This window comes from Pseudomonas sp. AF03-9 (assembly GCF_020515815.1).
Classification (GTDB): domain Bacteria; phylum Pseudomonadota; class Gammaproteobacteria; order Pseudomonadales; family Pseudomonadaceae; genus Aquipseudomonas.
Genome location: NZ_JAHPJF010000002.1, coordinates 411,957 through 432,029 on the forward strand (window position 1 = coordinate 411,957; position 20,073 = coordinate 432,029).

19 protein-coding genes are annotated in these 20,073 nt (G+C 61.4%); 8 read left to right on the top strand and 11 right to left on the bottom strand.

Annotated elements, in window-relative coordinates:
- Positions 1–19 precede the first annotated feature (19 nt).
- The gene (uraD, locus tag LIY36_RS05475) at positions 20–535 is read right to left on the bottom strand and encodes a 2-oxo-4-hydroxy-4-carboxy-5-ureidoimidazoline decarboxylase (RefSeq protein WP_226455037.1); all 516 of its coding nucleotides are present in this window, start codon (positions 533–535) and stop codon (positions 20–22) included.
- The gene (gene puuE, locus LIY36_RS05480; protein ID WP_226455038.1) at positions 532–1,458 is read right to left on the bottom strand and encodes an allantoinase PuuE; all 927 of its coding nucleotides are present in this window, start codon (positions 1,456–1,458) and stop codon (positions 532–534) included. The genes uraD and puuE overlap by 4 nt, the downstream gene beginning before the upstream one ends.
- Positions 1,459–1,844: 386 nt before the next feature.
- On the opposite strand from puuE, the gene uraH reads away from it, so the two are divergent.
- On the top strand, positions 1,845–2,198 hold the full coding sequence (uraH, locus tag LIY36_RS05485; RefSeq protein WP_226455039.1) for a hydroxyisourate hydrolase: 354 nt from the start codon (positions 1,845–1,847) through the stop codon (positions 2,196–2,198).
- 155 nt (positions 2,199–2,353) lie between these two features.
- Positions 2,354–7,465: a dermonecrotic toxin domain-containing protein gene (locus LIY36_RS05490; RefSeq protein ID WP_226455040.1), complete on the top strand. Its 5,112-nt coding sequence runs from the start codon at positions 2,354–2,356 to the stop codon at positions 7,463–7,465.
- On the opposite strand, the gene LIY36_RS05495 is transcribed toward LIY36_RS05490, so the two are convergent.
- The 3 genes from LIY36_RS05495 to LIY36_RS05505 all read right to left on the bottom strand — a co-directional run bounded on the left by LIY36_RS05495 (position 7,413) and on the right by LIY36_RS05505 (position 10,010).
- Positions 7,413–8,039: a LysE family translocator gene (locus tag LIY36_RS05495; protein WP_226455041.1), complete on the bottom strand. Its 627-nt coding sequence runs from the start codon at positions 8,037–8,039 to the stop codon at positions 7,413–7,415. The two genes, LIY36_RS05490 and LIY36_RS05495, sit on opposite strands and share 53 nt — an antisense overlap.
- A 12-nt stretch (positions 8,040–8,051) precedes the next feature.
- Positions 8,052–9,398: an NCS2 family permease gene (locus LIY36_RS05500; RefSeq protein WP_192296938.1), complete on the bottom strand. Its 1,347-nt coding sequence runs from the start codon at positions 9,396–9,398 to the stop codon at positions 8,052–8,054.
- A gap of 177 nt (positions 9,399–9,575) precedes the next feature.
- A complete protein-coding gene (locus tag LIY36_RS05505) occupies positions 9,576–10,010 on the bottom strand; it encodes a MarR family winged helix-turn-helix transcriptional regulator (protein ID WP_192296937.1) in 435 nt (144 codons plus the stop codon).
- A gap of 81 nt (positions 10,011–10,091) precedes the next feature.
- On the opposite strand from LIY36_RS05505, the gene LIY36_RS05510 reads away from it, so the two are divergent.
- Both LIY36_RS05510 and LIY36_RS05515 read left to right on the top strand, forming a co-directional pair.
- A complete protein-coding gene (locus LIY36_RS05510; protein WP_226455042.1) occupies positions 10,092–11,258 on the top strand; it encodes an aminotransferase-like domain-containing protein in 1,167 nt (388 codons plus the stop codon).
- A gap of 11 nt (positions 11,259–11,269) precedes the next feature.
- Complete coding sequence (locus tag LIY36_RS05515; RefSeq protein WP_192296935.1) at positions 11,270–11,872, top strand: glutathione S-transferase family protein; 603 nt, start codon at positions 11,270–11,272, stop codon at positions 11,870–11,872.
- A gap of 104 nt (positions 11,873–11,976) precedes the next feature.
- On the opposite strand, the gene LIY36_RS05520 is transcribed toward LIY36_RS05515, so the two are convergent.
- A complete protein-coding gene (locus LIY36_RS05520) occupies positions 11,977–12,873 on the bottom strand; it encodes a LysR family transcriptional regulator (protein WP_226455043.1) in 897 nt (298 codons plus the stop codon).
- A 111-nt stretch (positions 12,874–12,984) separates the two neighbouring features.
- Here LIY36_RS05520 and LIY36_RS05525 point away from each other — a divergent pair, with 111 nt between their 5' ends.
- Genes LIY36_RS05525 through LIY36_RS05535 form a run of 3 tightly spaced genes read left to right on the top strand, consistent with a single transcriptional unit; the run spans position 12,985 to position 15,918 of the window.
- Positions 12,985–14,277: a CitMHS family transporter gene (locus LIY36_RS05525; RefSeq protein ID WP_192296933.1), complete on the top strand. Its 1,293-nt coding sequence runs from the start codon at positions 12,985–12,987 to the stop codon at positions 14,275–14,277.
- 1 nt (position 14,278) lies between these two features.
- Positions 14,279–15,601 carry an acyclic terpene utilization AtuA family protein gene (locus LIY36_RS05530; RefSeq protein WP_226455044.1) on the top strand — a complete coding sequence of 441 codons (1,323 nt, stop codon included), beginning with the start codon at positions 14,279–14,281 and terminating at the stop codon, positions 15,599–15,601.
- Positions 15,598–15,918 (top strand): AtuA-related protein, encoded by a 321-nt coding sequence (locus LIY36_RS05535; protein WP_226455045.1) that lies wholly within the window; start codon positions 15,598–15,600, stop codon positions 15,916–15,918. Before LIY36_RS05530 ends, LIY36_RS05535 begins: the two co-directional genes overlap by 4 nt.
- 110 nt (positions 15,919–16,028) lie before the next feature.
- On the opposite strand, the gene LIY36_RS05540 is transcribed toward LIY36_RS05535, so the two are convergent.
- The 5 genes from LIY36_RS05540 to LIY36_RS05560 all read right to left on the bottom strand — a co-directional run bounded on the left by LIY36_RS05540 (position 16,029) and on the right by LIY36_RS05560 (position 18,806).
- Entirely contained in the window at positions 16,029–16,400 is a 372-nt protein-coding gene (locus tag LIY36_RS05540) for a glutathione S-transferase N-terminal domain-containing protein (RefSeq protein WP_192296930.1), read from the bottom strand.
- Between the two features lie 101 nt (positions 16,401–16,501).
- Complete coding sequence (folE, locus tag LIY36_RS05545; protein ID WP_003442011.1) at positions 16,502–17,047, bottom strand: GTP cyclohydrolase I FolE; 546 nt, start codon at positions 17,045–17,047, stop codon at positions 16,502–16,504.
- Positions 17,048–17,125: 78 nt separating this feature from the next.
- Positions 17,126–17,683, bottom strand: a complete 558-nt coding sequence (locus tag LIY36_RS05550) for a Smr/MutS family protein (RefSeq protein ID WP_032888029.1) — start codon at positions 17,681–17,683, stop codon at positions 17,126–17,128.
- Positions 17,684–17,758: 75 nt separating this feature from the next.
- A complete protein-coding gene (locus LIY36_RS05555) occupies positions 17,759–18,079 on the bottom strand; it encodes a hypothetical protein (protein WP_192296929.1) in 321 nt (106 codons plus the stop codon).
- A 136-nt stretch (positions 18,080–18,215) separates the two neighbouring features.
- Positions 18,216–18,806 (bottom strand): cysteine hydrolase family protein, encoded by a 591-nt coding sequence (locus LIY36_RS05560; RefSeq protein WP_192296928.1) that lies wholly within the window; start codon positions 18,804–18,806, stop codon positions 18,216–18,218.
- A 239-nt stretch (positions 18,807–19,045) separates the two neighbouring features.
- Between LIY36_RS05560 and prmB the strand changes: the two genes are divergently transcribed.
- Positions 19,046–19,954 (top strand): 50S ribosomal protein L3 N(5)-glutamine methyltransferase, encoded by a 909-nt coding sequence (gene prmB, locus LIY36_RS05565; RefSeq protein WP_226455046.1) that lies wholly within the window; start codon positions 19,046–19,048, stop codon positions 19,952–19,954.
- The last annotated feature ends 119 nt before the right edge of the window (positions 19,955–20,073 follow it).

Below are 20,073 nucleotides of genomic sequence, written 5' to 3' on the forward strand. Positions count from 1 at the left end.
CGCTCGGGCCAGGGTTGCTTTAAAGGGTCAGTAAACGGAACAACGCGATCTTGTTGATCTCGGCCAAAGCGCATTTGAACTCGGCTTCCACCGAGTTGTGAATGCGCGTTTCGAACGCGGCCAGGATCTGGTGCCGGTTGCTGCCTTTTACCGCCATGATGAAGGGAAACTTGAACTTGGCCTTGTAGGCGTCGTTCAGCTCGGTGAAGCGAGAAAACTCTTCGGCCGTGCATTGGTGAATCCCCGCGCCAGCTTGCTCATCGGTGCTGGCTTGGGTCAGTTGGCCCTGGACGGCGGCTTTGCCGGCCAGGTCCGGGTGAGCGTTGATCAGGGCCAGCTGGCTGGCGTGATCGGCGCTCAACAGGATGTCGCTCATGCGCTGGTGCAGGGTTTCGATCTCGTCGATCGAAGGGTCCTGGCCCAGGTCGAAGGCCTTTTCGGCCACCCATGGCGAATGTTCGTAGATGTCGGCGAAGGCCTCGACGAATGCGTCGCGGCTCAGGCTCGAGGGTTTCAGGGTCTTGAACGCAGTCATTTGGCCGCTCCCTTGAACGGGTGGGTTTCATGCCAGTGGCGGGCGATATCGACACGGCGGGTGAACCACACCTGTTCGTGACCTTTGACGTATTCGATAAAGCGCTTCAACGCGGCCAGGCGTGCAGGACGGCCGATCAGGCGGCAATGCAGGCCGATGGAGAGCATCTTCGGGGCATCCAAGCCTTCGGCGTAGAGCACGTCGAACGCGTCCTTGAGGTATTCGAAGAAGTCATCGCCCTTGTTGAAACCCTGCACCTGGGTGAAGCGCATGTCGTTGGTGTCGAGGGTATAGGGGATCACCAGGTGCGGGTTGCCAGTGGGATTGTTGGGCTCCCAGTAGGGCAGGTCGTCGTCGTAGGTGTCGCAGTCGTAGAGGAAGCCGCCTTCCTCCATCACCAGCCGGCGCGTGTTCGGGCCGGTGCGCCCGGTGTACCAGCCCAGCGGGCGTTCGCCGGTCAGTTCGGTGAGGATGCGGATCGCTTCGAGCATGTGCTCGCGCTCCTGGGCCTCGTCCATGTACTGGTAGTCGATCCAGCGGTAGCCGTGGCTGCAGATTTCGTGGCCGGCCTCGACCATCGCGCGGATTACATCCGGGTGACGCTGGGCGGCCATGGCCACGGCGAAGATGGTCAGCGGAATATCGAATTCTTTGAACAGCTTGAGGATGCGCCATACGCCGGCACGGCTGCCGTATTCGTACAGCGACTCCATGCTCATGTTGCGTGCGCCTTGCAGCGGCTGGGCCGAGACCATTTCCGAGAGGAACGCTTCGGACTCCTTGTCGCCGTGCAAAATGTTGCGCTCACCGCCTTCTTCGTAGTTGAGTACGAAAGACAACGCAATGCGTGCCTTGCCCGGCCAGTGGGGGTGAGGAGGGTTACTGCCGTAACCGATCAGGTCGCGTGGGTAGTCAGCGCTCACTGCAGTCTTCCTTCTTGTTCGTGATCATTCATGTGGCGGCCGGGCAGCGAAATGACTGGGTGGCGTCACAGCGATGAGTGATTGTATACAACTTATCTGTCACTTTGTAAGCCTACATTTCTGCATTTTTTCCGCAGGCCTCTGTGTAAAGGGTGTAGCAAGAAACTTGCCCAGTTGGTCAGCTAATGGACAAAAGGTCGTTTAAAAGCAAGGATCACAGGTCAATCGCCTGCACAAGCAATGAGCGCGGGTGGATCGCAAGGTTTGTGATTTTTATTGTGTACAATTTTTTTTAAAAGTGTCTTAATCAGCCATCGCCGGCTTTTTCGCTGCCCTGAAAAAGTGCGGATCTCTCTTCTACTGACTTCGGGAGGCGCGTAGACGCCATGGGACGTTTGACCACACACGTTTTGGATGCCGCACACGGTTGCCCCGGCAGCGCGATCAAGGTTGAGCTGTACCGCGTCGAAGGCGCGCAGCTGGAACTGGTCGCCACTACCTTGACCAACAGCGACGGCCGCTGCGACGCACCTCTGCTGCAAGGCGACGACTACCGCAGCGGTGTGTACCAACTGCAATTCAGCGCCGGCGACTACTATCGCGCCCGTGGCGTGCCATTGCCGGAACCGGCCTTTTTAGACGTGGTGGTGCTGCGCTTTGGCATCAGCGCCGAACAGGATCACTACCATGTCCCGCTCCTGATTTCGCCCTACAGCTACTCCACCTATCGCGGTAGCTAGCGTCACCTCGCTTCACACCCCCAAAGCTCTTCGTTGGTTTTTCGCCCGCCCACACTGCGGGCTTTTTTTCGTCCGCTCAAAGGCGCGGCAAGTATGTAAAGCACGGCGCGCGGCAAGCTGCTTAGGCTGGACTTTTGTGTGGACAGGAACCCGCCATGAACAACCCTATCGACGCTCAACCTGAAGAATGCGTTCAGACGCTGCTGACCCGGCGGATCAATGCGGTTGGCGATCCCGGCAGGCTGATCAATCAGTTGCACGCAGCCCAGACGCGCTGTATCGAAGCGGGCAAAGGGCTCAAGCGCTTGATCGCGCGTGCGCCGCGTATTTCACGGATGGTCCGGCTGGCATTGCAGGATGCCTTCGCCCTGAATCCCGATCACCTCTTGTTTACCGAGCCGGGTCAGGTCAATAGCCTCACCGAGCGCGCCCTGGCCTTGCTGGTCGATCCGTTTATACCGGCCAATATCAACCAATTCACCCAGTTGAGCGTCAAGGACGATGGTGCGCGAAAACTGCCCTACAGCCCCCTTCAGGCCCTGGAGAAGGTCAGGGCGCTGGGTTTGCTGGAGCACTTCAACCAGACTGTGGCGGCGTATTGGAGTCGCCTGGCCTACGGCTCCTGGCGTACGCGGCGCGAGCGGTGGGTGCAGTTGTATGGTGCGCAGTTTGCCGACCAGGCATTCATTGCGTGTCAGTTGTATGAGCTGTCGGAACCGGGGCTTGCCATGGTCCGGCAACTGGCGGACGCACCCACCCCCCAGGCGCGGCGGCTTGCCGGTGGCGAATGGACGGGCATGCAGGTGCGTCAATTGTTTTGGCCGGGGAGCAACCAGGCGGCGCTGGCGATTCCGGGTGCGCTGTATGTTTCACGGGGGGCGCTGCACGTCGCCTACCTGCCCGGCCTGGCGCGTGGGTTTTATGAATATCAGTCCTGGGCGCAGATGCAACAAGGGTTGGGGGCGTTGCTTCAGGGGCGCTTGTTCACCCTGTTGTGGCAATGTCTGCCGCTGCGACGGCGTGATGCAGTCCTCGAGCAGGGCCCGATCGTGCATGACGACGCGTTGGCCCACAGTGCATTGGCCCTGCTCGACGGGCAGTGGGACAACGAGTTGGCATGCGCCCTGACGATCAATCACATCGCTGTCGCCGCGCCGGGGCAACCACCGCCCCAACCCCGTCGCTTTCTTGCCCAGATCGAAAAGGCCCGCAAGCACTTGGTGTGCGAGCCGCGCCTGGTGCCGTCGCTGGCAGCGTTGCTGAAATGGGATGGGCAGCGGCAGGCGGCGCAAGTCATGTTGGGGCGCTTTACCCAGGGGCTCTCACTGGCCATTCGCGAACACCGGGTGCGCCGTCATGAACAAGGCCTGCTCGCGTTGCTCGATAGCCAGGACTTGGAAAAAGACACTGAACCCTATCTCGCATTTGTGGCCCTGCAAGCGCGCTGGCAGGCGCAGCGCGAACGTGTGCGGCAGTGGACCGAGGTTGCGCCCGAACGTGCATTCGACCCCGCATTCTGGCTGGAGCGCCCGGACGGCACGCGCAAGCGTGCGACCCTGATGCTTGAGGCCCGGCGCCAGGCGCTGCTCGCCGAAGCTGAGTTGCTGCAGCGTGCACAGCTGATCAGTGCGGCGCATCAGCAGTGCCTCGTCGACGCACTGGAGACTCCCCTGGCCGGCCAACGCACCGGCAATGACACGTGTGTGTTGCGTATCCGAGTGGGGCGCGAAGGAGAACGCGGCGTGCCATTGAACGATGTGTTTGTGGTGACCACGTGCAAGGGGCGCAGCCATCCCACTCGGCAACAGCCGGTATTACTGGTGGTGGGCGGCGCGCACGGCGGGATGTCGGCGTTCAATTGCCTGGCTGACTTGAGCCACAGCCTGCAGGCCAGCCTGCAAAGCCCCGACGGATCGCCGTTGTGGCGCAGCGTTGCGCGGGATCAGCGTGCCCTGCGCGCAGCGGGGGTGGAAGTGACTTACGCGCCGGTCACGGGCAATGTCCTGCATGAAGGCTTCAAGGGGCTGGTCAAACTGTATGCTCGGCTCGCCGCGCAACTCGATGACAAGGTCCGGCTGTACAGTGAGGTCAGCGACCCCGCCCTGGCTCGGCTGTTGCTGGCCGATGAGCTGCGCGAACATGTGCAGGTGCCGGTGGACGACGCCCGAATGTTGGCATTGGCCAATGTACAGTTGTTGCGCGTTGCCGCGACACAGGCGAAAAAACTGCCGGCATGGCTCGGCACCGCCACGACGACACTGCGCCAGCGCTATAGGCATTTGCAAAACCACTACCTGACCAGCGCCTTGGCTTTTGAGGAAAAGCTCTGGAGCCTGCTGCCCGAGCTGGAAGATTTTGCCCGCGAGCGACTGATCGCACAGCTGACCCTGGATGGCTTCTATCCGCAACTGGATGTCGACCGCCCATTGTTCGATATTCCCGACGATGTCAGCGCGCATTTTTGTGGCTGGTCGAGCCAGTGCGCGGTGGGTGACCGGCACGTGAAAAAGGTCGTGAGCGCGCAACGCAGCACCTACAGCCTGCTGCAATTGGCCCTGCATAACCTTGACCCCCAGGCGCCATGGACCGAATGGCGGCTGAACCGTGCCCGCTATCTCGACCCGGCCTGGAAAGACCGCCTGAACGTGCGCTACCTGATCAAGACCCTGTCCGCCCTGGACATCGGCGGGCATTACGAAGCACGCATCCGCCAGGTGTTTTACCCGGAGTCGGGCTACCCTGGCCTTTGCCCTGCACTCAGCTACCGGGTCGTTCGGCAGCACGCACGATGGCAGCTGTTTTCGGCCGAACAGCAAGGCCTGAGCGCCCAAGGGCGAAGTTTGTTCAATACCGCTATCGCCGCCTCTGTACCTGCCGACCTGGAACGCAATGGCCATCGCGTGCAACTGTGTTTCGTCCGATTGGTGGGCTACACCCTTGAGCACGACCGGCATATTGCCGGGATGCTGGTGATGTTTGACCGGGTATCGCAACGCTGCGTGGTGTATTGGCCGGCGGCGCAGGGGTTTCCAGTGATCAGCGAATACCCGCACTGGGATGCCATGAGGGACACCCTCAACCACGGCTGTGCTTTGCCCGCGCCGATCAAGGTGCTGGCGCGGCAGGTTGCACCTGGCTGGGCGCACGAGGCGTTGGCCAGTTATCCCGGGGCGCCGCCGTCAACCGAATCGGCGCGGGGCACCTTTAGGCGATTGCGCATGAAGGGCTTTTTTATCTTGACGATAGGCGAGGCCGTTGCCCGATTTGTGCGTTCGTTCAAGGTCCGGCATCGCGTGGCGTCCGTGTTGCCGGAGGAGATCGAGGCGCAGATTCGCGAGCAGATCCAGGCGGTTGCGCCACGTTGGCTGGACATCGCCGTCACTGACCACAGCCACGCAGTGGCGCTGCTGGTACATGCGCGGTTGTTTGAAATCCAGCATCGTAGCCAGGCCAGTGCCCGCTCCGCTCATGCCTTGGCGGAGTATCGCGAATTGCGCCTGGGTGAACAGCGCTCGGCGACGGTGCGTGGTGCGTTGTCGTTTATCCCGCTGATTGGCGTAGGTATCAGTGTGTACGAGTTGCTGCTGGCTGCACGGCACTATCACCACAGTGGCGATGCCAAGGCGGCGGTGGACGTGGCCTTTCTGACGTTGATCGCCTTTGTCGATGTGCTGACGACATTAGTGCCTGGCCCCAAGGGGCTCTCCAGCGCCGGCTCCGCGACCGCACGGGCGACGATGCGCAATGCCATGGTGCGCTTTTCGCAGCGCCAAACACTGACGGGCCTGAAACAATCGTTGCCCAGGCCGCTGAAGCTGTTGGAGCGTTACAAGAAAGGTGGCATGCCCAGTGATGCGCTGCAGTTGCAAAGCCCGGGGAACAGAGGCAGCTACATCAAGGACGGTGAGCAGTTTGTGGTTATCGATAGCGAGCGCTACCCGGTCTACCGGCGCAAGGATGAGCAAGTGCTGCGTTTTAGAAACCAGCAAGCGCACGGCCATGATGAATTGATCCTGTACATCGACGAGCCGCGAGAGTGGCTGCTGGGCGCCGATGCGCCGCAGCCAGGGCCCAGTGCAGCCCCGTGGCGACCTTGGGCTTCGTCTTCGGCTGCCACTGAATGGGCCCGACCTGCGCAAGCATTGCTGGAACAAGCGATACGTCAATCGCCAGAGGCGCCTGGCGGTTGGCAGGTGTGGGGGTTCGTGACGGAAATGACGTTAGTTGAAGCAACGCCACCAAGGAATATCTTTACGGTGTCCAGCGCGACGCCCGACCAGGCCTTCAGCGTGTTGAGGCTGGGAACTCGCTATTACCGGCTATTGCCCGAGGCGCAGGAGGGGTTGTCGCAGCGCCTGGTGTTCATCACGCCCAACCATGCCGTGGTCCACCCGGCCTCGATCGACGTGTACTACTGGACCGGGCCAGGCATTGCACACCAGCCGATCCCGGCGACCCTGGGGGCCAATGGCGTTTGGACGTTGCATCGAGGGTTGTTTACGGAACCGGTGTCGGCGTCGTTGAACCGGGCCTTTCCCTTGATGACCCGTAGCAGTCGGCATTTTCTGCTGGAGCGTCTGTTGCATCTGTCGGACTCCAGCGGGAGCACGCTGACTGCCACCCAGTGGTTCGATCTCAGGGCGACACTCGACAAATGGCTGGCCCCGGCGGCCGTTGGGCAGACGGACGATGTGTTGAGGATGTTGCGACCCATCGAGAGCTCGACCAGAACCAGTATTTTCATTGGCGACGAAGGCCTGACCCCAGGGTTTGATCGCTTGGACTTCTCTTTGACGCAAGCCCCCGAAGCTTCGTTGCAAGTTGCGACTCAGCACAATCTGACTGAGCGACGTCACTTGGCCCAGGGGCAGGTTCGAGTGCACCTTGAGCAGATGGGGTTCAGCTTGCACGTGGTGGAAAAACGCTCTGGCGCCTTGCTGGCGTCGGACTTCTACTGCACGCACCCACAGTCCGACACGGTGTATTTCGTCATGACGCGCTGGGCGAGTGGCAGCTCGCTGGATCTAAAGGCCCGCGTGGGCATTCAAATGACCGATGAGTGGTTCCGGCGACGACTTTTCGCGACTCCCATCGCTGCCGCCTATGCGCCGATCTCTGCGGCGATGGACGAAGGGCGCCTGGTGAAGATCATTGCCGGTGTGCAATGGACGTCCAGGCGTGACCCTTCGGTGTATTTCGTCAGGTTCGGCAGCGTTATGCCCGGAGCAAAGCAGCAACGCCCGCGCTACCAAAAAAAGCGGCACTGACCCGGTTGAACCAGCCCTGGCCGCTGCCGCTGCGCAGATACCGGGCCGCTCCGTGTGCGCCGAGACCGTAGGCCAGCTTGCAGAGCAGGTCGAGCAGGGTCCAGGTGGCAATCATGATCAGCAGCTGTGGCAGGAACGGCTGCTGGCTGCTGAGAAATTGCGGCAGGAACGCGGCGAAGAACAGGATGTCCTTTGGGTTGCTGGCGCCCAGCACAAAGGCACGCCCGAACAGTGTGCGAAAGCGCGGTACGGCGGCCAGTTGCGGTACTTCGGCACCCTGGGCCGGTTGCCGCGACTGCTGCCAGCTCTGCCAGGCGAGGTAGAACAGGTACGCCGCGCCGACGACCTTCAGGGCGCTGAACAGTTGCTCGGAGGCCAGCAGCAGTGCGCCCAGCCCCAGGGCCGAGGCGCTGAGCAGGCAGATCGAGGCAAACACCCCACCGAGAAACGCTGGATACGAACGGCGCAGGCCGTAGTTCAGACTGTTGCTGATCATCAACAGTGACAGCGGCCCCGGGATCAGGATCACCACCAATGCCGCGCCGCTGAACAGTAGCCAGGTTTCCAGGTTCATCATGTGTTCCTTTTATAGAAATATGAATTTGGCAATAAAGATCGCGCACAGCACCCACAGGCTGACGGAAATCTCGCGGTACTTGCCGGTGCCCGCCTTGAGCGCCACGTACGTGATAAAGCCCAGGGCGATGCCGTCGGCCACCGAGAAGGTCAGCGGCATCATGATCGCCGTGACAATCGCCGGAATGCTGTCGGTGGCTTCGTCCCAATTGATATGGGCCATGCTCGCCATCATCAGCATCGCCACGTAGATCAGCGCACCGGCGGTGGCGTACGCGGGAATCATGCCGGCCAGTGGCGCGAAAAACATCGCTGCCACAAACAGGATGCCCACGGTCACGGCGGTCAGCCCGGTTCGGCCACCCGCGGCAACACCGGCGGCACTTTCCACGTAGCTGGTCACCGGCGGTACACCGACCATGGCGCCAAACACGCTGGACGCACTGTCGGCTTTGAGCGCACGGGACAGGTTATCGATCTTGCCATCGGCATTGACCAGTCCGGCGCGTTGCGCGACGCCCATCAGTGTACCTGCAGTGTCGAACATGTGTACAAAAAGAAAGGCAAATACAACGCTAATCATGCTTACATTGAATACACCTTTTACGTCCATGGCCATCCAGGTCGGCGCCAGGCTCGGTGGGGTGGAGATCATGCCGTTGTAATGCACCAGGCCCAAGCCCCAACCGGCCAGGGTCACGGCGATGATGCTGATCAGGATTGCGCCGAACACGCGGTGGTAGCTGAGGATCGCGATCAGCAGGAAACACACGGCCGCCAGTAGCGGTGCCGGTTCATGCAGCGAGCCGAGCTTGATCAGCGTGGCCGGGCTGTCGACGATGATCCCGGCGGTTTTCAGGCCGATCACCCCGAGGAACAGCCCGACACCGGCACCCATGGCGTGGCGCAGGCTCACCGGGATGCTGTTGAGCAGCCACTCACGCACCCGCGACAGCGTCAGGCCCATGAACAGCACGCCCGAGATAAACACCGCACCCAGCGCGGTTTCCCAGGTGTAGCCCATGGTGCCGACCACGGTGTAGGTGAAAAACGCATTCAAGCCCATGCCCGGCGCCAGGCCTACCGGCCAGTTCGCATACAGGCCCATCAACAGGCAACCGAGCGCGGCGGCGATGCAGGTGGCGACAAATGCCGCGCCATGGTCGATGCCGGCGTCGGCCATGATGTTGGGGTTGACGAAGATGATGTAGGCCATGGTGATGAAGGTGGTGAGACCGGCGATCAACTCGGTCCTCACTGTGGTGCCATGCAAGCTGAGTTTGAACAGGCGTTCTAGCCAGCTGTTGGTGGGCGGGGCGACGTCCAGCGTAGGGGCTTCGGATTTGCGGCTATCCACAGCGAGTACTCCTCAAGAGTTTTATTGTTATTTCCAGCGCCGGTCACAGATGTGGGCAACAGCGCTTTGAGGTACTGGCGGGTTTTGTTGACCGATAGGTCAGGAACTCGCACGAGGCGAATTATGCTTTTGTATACAAAGAAAGCAAATAATGTTTTCGAATAGCTTTGCGCTGGGCTAGTTCGCCGCACTCAATGCCTGGTTTACAGCCAACCATCCGGCCACCGCTTCTTCACCGGCTTCACTGAACGCGCGTTGCAGCAGCTTCACCTGTTCACGGCGCAACGACTGTTCGAAACGCAGGCCTTCCTCGCTCAATTCCAGCAAGCGTTTGCGCTTGTCGGTCGCGGAGGCAACGCTGTGCACCAGGTGCATTTCCTGCAATTGGCGCAGCGGCATGTTCAGCGCCTGCTTGCTCACGCCGAGCAGTTCCAGCAGTTCTTTCACGCTCAAGGTCGGGTAACGCGCGATAAAAAACACAATGCGCTGGTGCACCCGGCTCAGGCCCCGGCGTTCGAGCATTTCGTCGGCCTTGGCGGTAAACGCCTGGTAACCGAAGAAGAACGCTTGCATGGCTTCCTGCTGGGCGGTGGGGTTTTTAAGGTCAAGCATATTGACGTATCCGTGGGAGCTGTCGTAATTTCGGTCAACCAGTTTGACGTATTTCCCACAGTTTTCGCTACCGGTGACCCCATGGCCTTCTCTGAACGTGTTACGCGCCTCAAAAGCTCCTTGATCCGTGAAATCCTCGCGGCAGCCCAGCGCCCGCAAGTGATGTCGTTCGCCGGTGGCCTGCCGGCCGAAGCCATGCTGCCGGCGCTGAACTGGGATGACATGCCGTCGAACATCGGCCAATACGGCATGAGCGAAGGCGAACCGCAGTTGCGTGAATTGCTCGCCGCCCAAGCACGGGCCCTGGGCGTGCCGTGCCAGGCCAGCCAGGTGCTGGTGGTCAGCGGCTCGCAGCAAACCCTGGACCTGGCGGCCAAGTTGTACATCGACAAAGGCACGCCGGTCCTGTTGGAGGGCCCGACCTACCTGGCCGCGTTGCAGATCTTCCAGCTGTTCGGCGCCGACTGCCTCAGCGTCCCGTTGGAAGCCGACGGCCCCGACTTGAGCACCCTGCGCGCCAACCTCGAACGCCATCGTCCGGCGTTCATCTACCTGATCCCGACCTTCCAGAACCCGTCGGCCGTACGCTACAGCGAAGCCAAGCGCGAAGCGGTCGCCGCGTTGCTCGATGAGTTCGGCGTGACCCTGATCGAAGACGAGCCGTACCGCGAACTGAGCTTCGACGGCGGCAGCGCCAAACCCATCGTCGGGCGCCTGAAAAAAGCCAGTTGGATCTACACCGGCACCGTGTCCAAGACCCTGTTGCCGGGCCTGCGTGTCGGTTACCTGATCGCCAGCCCGGACCTGTTCCCGCACCTGCTCAAGCTCAAGCAGTCGGCCGACCTGCACACCAACCGCGTCGGCCAATGGCAGGCGATGCAGTGGATCGGCACGCCAAAATACCAGCAGCATCTGGAGCAACTGCGCAGCTTCTACCGCGAGCGCCGCGACGCTTTCCAGGCTGCGCTGGAGCGCCATTTCGCCGACCTCGCCGACTGGCAAGTGCCCCAGGGCGGATTATTCTTCTGGCTGACCTTGAAACAGCCGCTCGACACCCGCACCTTGTTGGCGCAAGCGTTGGATCAGGACGTCGCGTTCATGCCCGGTGAACCGTTCTTCTCCGAGCCCGACCAACACCTGGGTTCATTGCGCCTCAATTTCAGCCATATCGACCCGGCCCGCCTGGATGAAGGCCTCAAGCGCCTGGCCGCGGTGGTCCGTCAAGCACAGCACGCGCAAGCGGCATAAGGGGAGCCCCCATGTACAAGGTTTATGGCGATTACAAATCGGGCAACTGCTACAAGATCAAATTGATGCTCAACCTGTTGGGCCTCCCGTACCAATGGATCGATGTGGACATCCTCAACGGCGATACCCAGACCGCTGAGTTCCTGGCCAAGAACCCCAACGGCAAGATCCCGGTACTGGAACTGGAAGATGGCACCTGCCTGTGGGAGTCCAACGCGATCCTCAACTTCCTCGCCGACGGCAGCGAATTCCTGCCGACGGAACCGCGTTTGCGCACCCAGGTGTTGCAGTGGCAGTTTTTCGAGCAGTACAGCCATGAGCCGTACATCGCGGTGGCGCGGTTTATCCAGTTCTACCTGAACATGCCGGAGGATCGCCTGGAGGAATACAAGACCTGCCACAAGCGCGGCCACAAGGCGTTGAAGGTTATGGAGCGGCAGCTGCAAGCCACGCCGTACCTGGTGGGTGAGCAGTATTCGATTGCCGATATTGCGTTGTATGCCTACACGCATGTGGCGCATGAGGGTGGGTTTGATCTGACGCCGTATCCGGCCGTGCAGGCGTGGCTGGCGCGAGTGGCCAGCCATCCAAGACATGTGACGATGCTGGACTGACAATGAGGTAAAAATGTGGGAGCGGGCTTGCTCGCGAAAGCGGAGTGTCAGGCACTATATCTGTCACTGATACACCGCATTCGCGAGCAAGCCCGCTCCCACATTTATCTCTGCGGTGTGTCAGGTAATGCTTCATTGAGCATATCGAAACAGCGCTGTGCCGCAGGGCTCAAACCGATCCCGCTGCGACTGATCAAGCCGATCTCCCGATTCACCCCAGGATGATCGATGTTGATCCGCTTCAACCCCTCCAGGCTGTCCGCCGCCGACTCCGGCAGCACACTGATCCCCAGCCCCTGGCGCACCAGCGCCAACACCGTCGACATGTAGTTGGCCTCCATTCCCGCGTTCATCGTCAGCCGCGTTTCATCGAACAACGCGTCTACCTGCTCACGCACGCTGCTGTCGCGGCCGGTGAGGATGATCGGTTGGTCCGCCAGTTGCTCCAGGGTCAGCTGGCGATGGCGGGTGAGGGGATGATCCAGCGGCACAAAGGCACACAAACGATCATTCAGGACGGGGACGAACGCTAGGCCGTGGCTGAGTCGCGCGCGCACGCCGATGCCGAAATCCACTTCGCCGGAGCGCACCTGGGCATGAATGCGATGGGCCACCAGGTCATGCAGGCGCACTTCAATTCCGGCAAACCGTTCACGGAACAGCCGCAGTGCCGGCGGCAGGGCGCCAGCGCAGACGGAGGGCAGGGCGGCGATGGTGACGACGCCTCGGCGCAGGGCGGCAAGGTCGCGGGAGCCGGTGACGATGTTGTCCAGGTCCAGCAGCAGCTTTTCCATCGGTCCGCGCGCTTCCTCGCCGGCGGCCGTGATGCTCACGTGACGCGGGCTGCGGTCGAGCAAGGCGACGCCGAGCCAGTCTTCCAGCTGTTGCACCTGCACGGTCAGCGCCGACGGTGACAGGTGCAGCTCGTTGGCCGCCTTGGTAAAGCTGCCGGTGCGGGCCACCGCGAGGAACGCTTGAATATGTTGGATACTGTTCTTCATTTTGTTTTTCCGAATGTACTCGGCTGAATATTCCAATTTACAAAGACTAACCCGCTTCCAATACTCCAGGGAAAACAATAACCGGCCAACAAGGCCGCTCTGGAGTAACCCATGCTCGCTACCCTGGGTGTCATTACCATCCTGTGCCTGCTCGCTGCCGTCATGAGCAAACGCCTCTCGCCACTGGTGGCCCTGATCGCCTTGCCGATCATTGCCGCACTGCTCGGTGGGTTCGGCCTGCAAACCAGCGCCTTCATCATTACCGGTATCAAGAACGTCGCCCCCGTGGTGGGCATGTTTGTGTTTGCGATCCTGTTTTTCGGGATCATGACCGACGCCGGCATGCTTGACCCGATCATCGACCGCATCCTGCGCACCGTCGGCACACGTCCTACGCGGATTGTCGTCGGCACCGCGACCCTCGCTTTACTGGTGCATCTGGACGGTTCCGGCGCGGTGACCTTCCTGGTGACGGTGCCGGCGATGCTGCCGCTGTATACGCGGCTGGGCATCGATAAACGTATCCTCGCCTGTGTTTGCGCGATGGCTGCCGGGGTCAACTTCCTGCCCTGGACCGGCCCGGTGCTGCGCTCGTCCGCTGCTTTGCATGTGCCCGTCGCGGACCTGTTCCAGCCGCTGATCCCGGTACAGATCGTCGGCCTGATCTTTGTGTTCGCCTGTGCCTGGTGGCTCGGTCGCCGGGAAGAAAAACGCCTGGGCCTGGGCGCCGGCACCCGCGTCGATGCCATGCCGCAACGGGTGCTCAGCGAGGATGACATCAAGCTGCGCCGCCCGCGTCTGTTCTGGGTCAACCTGATGCTCACCGTGCTGGTGATGGTGGTGATGATCGCCGGCTGGGTCGATCCGGTGGTGATGTTCATGCTCGGCACCGTGGTGGCGCTGTGCATCAACTACCCGAACGTGGACGCCCAGCGCGCCCGCATCGATGCGCATGCCAAGACCGCACTGACCATGGCCAGCATCCTGCTCGCCGCCGGGGTGTTCACCGGCATCATGCAAGGCACCGGCATGCTCAAGGCGATTGCCGAAGTGGCGGTGGCGCAGATTCCGGCGGGCCACGGCAAGTTGATCCCGGCCGTGGTCGGTTTCATCTCCATGCCGTTGAGCATGCTGTTTGACCCCGATTCCTACTATTTCGGCGTGATGCCGGTGATCGCCGAAGTGGGCAAGGCCCTGGGCGTCGACCCGCTGCAAGTGGCCCAGGCCTCATTGCTTGGCGTGCATACCACCGGCTTCCCGGTCAGCCCGCTGACCCCCGCGACCTTCCTGTTGGTGGGCCTGTGCAAGATCGAATTGGCCGATCACCAGCGCTTCACCATTCCGTTTCTGTTTGCCGCGTCGGTGTTGATGACCCTGACTGCGCTGCTCCTGGGAGTGATTTGAGATGAAAACCTTGCGCATCGGTTCCGGCGCCGGCTATTCCGGCGACCGTATCGAACCTGCCGTCGAGTTGGCCGAGCAGGGCGACCTGGATTACCTGGTGTTCGAGTGCCTGGCCGAACGCACCATCGCCCTGGCGCAACAGGCGCGGATCAGCGACCCCGAAGGCGGTTATGACCCGCTGTTGAGTGAGCGTATGCGCCGTGTACTGCCGTTCGTGGGCGATAAGACTGGGCGTCGCCTGCGGGTGATCACCAATATGGGCGCGGCCAACCCCGTGTCGGCGGCGCTTGAAGTGCGGCGTATTGCCCGCGAGCTGGGCCTGGAACTCAAGGTGGTCGCCGTGGTTGGCGATGACGTGTTGGACGTGTTGCACGCCGATTTTCGGCTGGATAACGGCCAGACCGTTGGCTCCCTCGGTGAACGGCTGATCTCGGCGAATGCCTACCTGGGTGTCGAGGGCATCCTGGAGGCGCTGCACGCCGACGCCGATGTGGTCATCACCGGGCGGGTGGCCGACCCTTCGTTGTTCCTCGCGCCGCAGATGTTTGAGTTCGGCTGGGCGGCGGACGATTGGCAGCGCCTGGGGCGCGGTACGTTGGTCGGGCATCTGCTTGAGTGTGCCGGGCAAGTCAGCGGCGGTTATTTCGCAGATCCCGGCTTCAAGGACGTGGATGACCTTGCGCGCCTGGGCTTCCCCTTGGCCGAAATCGATGCCGACGGTGAAGCCTTGATCACCAAGGTCGCGGGCTCGGGTGGGCGGGTCAGCCGCGCTACCTGCACCGAACAATTGATCTATGAAGTGCATGACCCGGCGGCATACCTGACGCCGGATGTGACCGCGGATTTTTCCCAGGTGGGGTTTGTCGAGGAGGGCGTTGACCGCGTGCGTGCCCAGGGCGCCGGTGGCCGCGCGCGTCCCGAGCAATTGAAAGTCAGCGTCGGCTATCTGGACGGTTGGATTGGCGAAGGGCAGATGTCCTACGGCGGCCCTGGCGCGGTCGCACGTGCAGAGTTGGCGCGGGCTGTCGTCCTCAAGCGCCTGGAGTTGATGGGCGTAAAGATGCAGGACGTACGCGCCGAGCTGATCGGCATGGACTCGCTGCACGGCCCGCGCAGCGGCGTCGAGCCTTGGGAAGTACGCCTGCGCGTGGCGGCTCGCTGTGAGGATCGCCTTGAGGCGGTGCGGGTTGGTAATGAAGTGGAAACCCTCTACACCAACGGCCCGTCCGGCGGCGGTGGCGCGAGCAAAAGTGTGCGGCAGGTGGTGGCGGTGGCATCGTTGCTGCTGCCGCGTGATGCGGTCAACCCGAGGATCGAAGCATGAAGTTGCACACGCTGGCCCATTCCCGCACCGGGGATAAGGGCGATACGTCGAACATCTCGATCATTGCTTATCGCGCAGAGGATTACCCGTTGCTGTGTGAGCAACTGACGGCCGAACGCGTGGCCGAATTCTTTGCAGGGTTGCTGCCACCGGGTGCGGCGCCGGTGCGGCGCTACGAATTGCCCAATGTGCAGGCGCTGAATTTTGTGCTGCCGGGGATCTTGCGCGGCGGCGTCACGCGTTCGCTGGCGCTGGATGCCCATGGCAAGTGCCTGGGTTCGGCGCTGCTTGATCTTGATCTGATAACACCGAACTAAATGTGGGAGCGGGCTTGCTCGCGAATGCGGTGTGTCAGTTGAAATATCTGTGACTGACACACCGCATTCGCGAGCAAGCCCGCTCCCACATTTTGATCTGTGCCAGCCTGTTAGATAGCGGCGAAGCGCTTGTCCAGGTAATCAATGATCACCTTGGAGTCATACATCCACGTGACCTGGCCATGTTCTTCAATGCGCAGGCACGGCACCTTGATCTTGCCGCCTTGCTCCAGCAGGGTCTGGCGGTCCTGTTCGTTGTTTTTCGCGTCCTTCAACGCCACCGGTACATTCAGGCGGTGCAGGGTGCGGCGGGTCTTCACGCAGAACGGGCAGGCGTGGAACTGATACAGCGTCAACTCCTTGGCCGCTGCGTTGACCTGAGCCTGTTGCTCGGCCGAACGCTGCTTTTTGCTTGGGCGCGTTAGAAAGTCGCCCGCGATGATGATGTGGCCGAGGCCCACACGAAGTGCTTTGACGAACATGGCTGAAACCTCTTGCCCATGAAGAAGGGGCCGCAGCTTACCTGATTTCTGCAGGCGAAAAAAAACCGACGATGAACGCCGGTTTTTTCCTACCCAGCCGCTTACTTGATCAGGCTGAGGAATTCGCTGCGGGTCGCCGCGTTTTCGCGGAACTCACCCAGCATCACCGAAGTGATCATCGACGAATTCTGTTTCTCCACACCGCGCATCATCATGCACATGTGCTTGGCCTCGATCACCACGGCCACGCCCAGGGCGCCGGTGACTTGCATCACGGCATCGGCGATCTGGCGGCTGAGGTTCTCCTGGATCTGCAGGCGGCGCGCGTACATGTCGACAATCCGCGCGACCTTCGACAGGCCCAGCACTTTGCCGCTCGGGATATACGCGACGTGGGCCTTGCCGATGAACGGCAGCAGGTGGTGTTCGCACAACGAGTACAACTCGATGTCCTTGACCAGCACCATTTCGCTGTTGTCAGAGCTGAACAAGGCACCGTTGGTGACTTCTTCCAGGGTCTGCTCATAACCGCGGCAGAGGTACTGCATCGCCTTGGCGGCACGCTTTGGCGTGTCGAGCAGGCCCTCGCGGGAAACGTCCTCGCCGAGTTGGCCGAGGATCGCGGTGTAATTCTGTTCCAGGGACATGAAACTACCTGTGGGATTTTTGCAAAGCGCAAGGTTACGGTGGCGGACACAACGCTGCAAGCCTGACGATGGCACCGGTTACTCGTCACGCCCTTCCATCATGGTGCGCTTGAGCATCACATACACCGCACCGGCCCCACCGTGGCGGGCCTGGCATGAGGTGAAGCCGAGCACTTGGGCATGCTGGCGCAGCCAGGTGTTGACGTGGCTTTTGATCATCGGGCGCTTGCCATCGAGCCGCACGGCCTTGCCGTGGGTGACGCGCACGCAGCGGATCTCGAATTTGGTCGCTTCGGCGAGGAAGGCCCAGAGGGTTTCTCGGGCTTTCTCCACGGTCATGCCGTGCAGGTCGAGGCTGCCTTCGAAGGGGATCTGCCCGACCTTGAGCTTGCGCATCTGGCTTTCCTGCACGCCGTCGCGGGCCCACATCAGTTCGTCTTCGGGGCCGACATCGATCACGAACTGGTCCGACAGGCCATCCACGGTGGTGGCATCGGTGCGCACGGTCGCGGCCTGGCGCAGCTTGGCGATCTGCGCGCGGTCGGCCTTGGGTTTGCCGGTGTCGGCACGGTCGTGCTTGATCGGCTTGACGCCGCGCAGCTCGTTTTTGAACAGGGAAAAATCGTCGTCTTGCATGTCAGCCTCCGCGAAGGGCGGGCAGTTTACCTAAATCGCGGCGGCCAGGGCGCAGGAAACGCTATCCAAGCGCCATCAGTCGTGCTTTTTCATCAGGTGTGCGGAGATGTTCAGCGACAACGGTTGGCGCATTTTCCGACGGCTGCGTCGCCACAACCACACTCCCAACCACAGTACCAGCAGCCCGGTCCCCAGCAGAATCGCCGAGCCGCCGGGGCTGGCATTCAGTTCGCCAAGGGCCGGTGAGTGGCCAAATAAACCGGCGCCACCAGCACCGGCCAACAACAGACCTACGATCGCCAGCAGCGCAGCAAAGCCCGCCACCAGGCGCAGACGCCAGTTGCTCGGGCCCTTGGGGCGCAAGCGACGAGCATCAAAACCATCGGATATCTTCATTCCGACCTTTCCTCCAGGGTATCGGCCCTTCGACCGGACAATACACAGGTTGTTCCGGGGGGAGGGCTAAATGCGCCAAATGAGAAGGCTTTGCGGATGAGCGGGGCCATAAACACGCCGCTCACCGGCAGGACGATCAGATCAGATCTTTGGTCAACGCGAGGGTGGCGAAGTTGTCGGCCATGATGGCCATTTCGGTTTGCTGCACGTGTTCGGCGCTCAGGATGCCACCTTTGTAGGGCAGGTCGCGGGTGGCGCAGGCATCTTCCACCAGGGTGCAGCGAAAGCCCAGGTTCTTGGCGGCGCGCACGGTGGTGCTGACGCTGGAGTGGCTCATGAAACCGGCCACGATCAAGTCCAGGGACCCCAGGTCTTGCAGGTGTTTTTCCAGGCCGGTGCCGTGGAAGGCGCTGGGTAGCAGCTTGCCGATGATGGTTTCGTCGCCCACTGGCTCAAGGCCAGGAATGAACTCGCCGCGCTCGCCCTGAGGGTCGAACAGGCCGCCGACGGTGCCCAGGTGACGCACATGCACAATCGGGCGCCCGGCGTGGCGCGCCGCTGCAACCAGTTGCTTGATGTTGTCAACCGCGGCGTCCATGCCCGAGAGGGCGAGTGGGCCGCTGAGGTATTCCTTCTGGGCGTCGATGATCACGAGGGTCGCATGGTTGAGATTGGCTGCTGCGTAACCGCGACCGCTGAGTTGAAACATCGTCTTTGGAACGGACATTCTGGGGCTCCTGTGAGGGGGGCTTTTGCGACATTGTCCACTGGCTGAGCGGTTCTGTGAATCGCTACCATCGTAAGGTACGCCGTTGTTGACGTGCAGCGATGTCAAGAGGTGGGCTTGTTTAACGCAATGATGGCAATTTGGATGAAATCCGACGGATGGCGGCGGCGTTTCGTACATCGTCGGTACAGGCGAAGGCTGCTAGAATCGCCAGTCGTTTTTTCCAGGAGTCTGCCCCCGTGATCACTTCCCGCCTGCGCACCTTGCGCGACCACATCCGTTGGGCTGTCAGCCGTTTCCATGGGGAAAACCTGTTTTTTGGCCATGGCACCGACAATGCCTGGGACGAAGCCCGCCAATTGGTGCTTGGTGCCTTGAATTTGCCGTGGGAAATTGCCGACAGCTACCTGGACTGCAATCTCGAAGAAGAGGAAGTCTCCCATGTGCAGCGCTTGCTGCATCGCCGTATCCACGAGCGTGTTCCTACCGCTTACCTGTTGAAGGAGGCGTGGTTCTGCGGCATGTCGTTTATCGTCGATGAGCGCGTGCTGATCCCGCGCTCACCCATTGGCGAGCTGATCGAAAACCGCTTCGAACCCTGGCTGGCCCAGGCGCCGGCACGCATTCTCGACCTGTGCACGGGGTCCGGTTGCATCGGTATCGCCTGTGCTTACGAGTTCCAGGACGCCGAAGTGGTACTGGCTGACCTGTCCTTCGAAGCGCTGGAAGTGGCCAACCAGAATATCGAGCGCCATGGCGTCGATGAGCGCGTCTACACCGTGCAGGGGGACGGTTTCGATGGCCTGCCGGGCCAGCGCTTTGATCTGATCGTGTCGAACCCGCCGTATGTGGACGCTGAAGACTTCGCCGACATGCCCGACGAATACCAGCACGAGCCTGAGTTGGGCCTGGCCTGCGGTGACGATGGTTTGAACCTGGTGCGGCGCATGCTGGCCGAAGCGGCGGATCATCTGACCGAGAAGGGCCTGTTGATCGTTGAAGTGGGCAATAGCCAGGTGCATGTCGAGGCGTTGTACCCGGAAGTCGACTTTGCCTGGCTGGACTTCCAGCGCGGTGGGCATGGGGTGTTCATGTTGACGGCGGAGCAGTGCCGCCAGCATCAGGCGGTGTTTGCCGCCAGGGTCTGACCCGTCTATCCCTGTAGGAACAGGGTCAGTGTGGGAGCGGGCTTGCTCGCGAATGCGGTGGACCAGTCATCGGATGTATTGGCTGATCTACGGCTTTCGCGAGCAAGCCCGCTCCCACA

What these genes read in the sequence shown, in the direction of transcription:
- LIY36_RS05555 (WP_192296929.1), bottom strand. Translation starts at nt 18,079, where the DNA reads ATGAAGATATCCGATGGTTTTGATGCTCGTCGCTTGCGCCCCAAGGGC.
- uraH (WP_226455039.1), top strand. Translation starts at nt 1,845, where the DNA reads ATGGGACGTTTGACCACACACGTTTTGGATGCCGCACACGGTTGCCCC.
- LIY36_RS05510 (WP_226455042.1), top strand. Translation starts at nt 10,092, where the DNA reads ATGGCCTTCTCTGAACGTGTTACGCGCCTCAAAAGCTCCTTGATCCGT.
- LIY36_RS05505 (WP_192296937.1), bottom strand. Translation starts at nt 10,010, where the DNA reads ATGCTTGACCTTAAAAACCCCACCGCCCAGCAGGAAGCCATGCAAGCG.
- folE (WP_003442011.1), bottom strand. Translation starts at nt 17,047, where the DNA reads ATGTCCCTGGAACAGAATTACACCGCGATCCTCGGCCAACTCGGCGAG.
- LIY36_RS05560 (WP_192296928.1), bottom strand. Translation starts at nt 18,806, where the DNA reads ATGTCCGTTCCAAAGACGATGTTTCAACTCAGCGGTCGCGGTTACGCA.
- LIY36_RS05520 (WP_226455043.1), bottom strand. Translation starts at nt 12,873, where the DNA reads ATGAAGAACAGTATCCAACATATTCAAGCGTTCCTCGCGGTGGCCCGC.
- LIY36_RS05515 (WP_192296935.1), top strand. Translation starts at nt 11,270, where the DNA reads ATGTACAAGGTTTATGGCGATTACAAATCGGGCAACTGCTACAAGATC.
- LIY36_RS05495 (WP_226455041.1), bottom strand. Translation starts at nt 8,039, where the DNA reads ATGAACCTGGAAACCTGGCTACTGTTCAGCGGCGCGGCATTGGTGGTG.
- LIY36_RS05550 (WP_032888029.1), bottom strand. Translation starts at nt 17,683, where the DNA reads ATGCAAGACGACGATTTTTCCCTGTTCAAAAACGAGCTGCGCGGCGTC.
- LIY36_RS05530 (WP_226455044.1), top strand. Translation starts at nt 14,279, where the DNA reads ATGAAAACCTTGCGCATCGGTTCCGGCGCCGGCTATTCCGGCGACCGT.
- LIY36_RS05490 (WP_226455040.1), top strand. Translation starts at nt 2,354, where the DNA reads ATGAACAACCCTATCGACGCTCAACCTGAAGAATGCGTTCAGACGCTG.
- LIY36_RS05525 (WP_192296933.1), top strand. Translation starts at nt 12,985, where the DNA reads ATGCTCGCTACCCTGGGTGTCATTACCATCCTGTGCCTGCTCGCTGCC.
- uraD (WP_226455037.1), bottom strand. Translation starts at nt 535, where the DNA reads ATGACTGCGTTCAAGACCCTGAAACCCTCGAGCCTGAGCCGCGACGCA.
- LIY36_RS05535 (WP_226455045.1), top strand. Translation starts at nt 15,598, where the DNA reads ATGAAGTTGCACACGCTGGCCCATTCCCGCACCGGGGATAAGGGCGAT.
- LIY36_RS05540 (WP_192296930.1), bottom strand. Translation starts at nt 16,400, where the DNA reads ATGTTCGTCAAAGCACTTCGTGTGGGCCTCGGCCACATCATCATCGCG.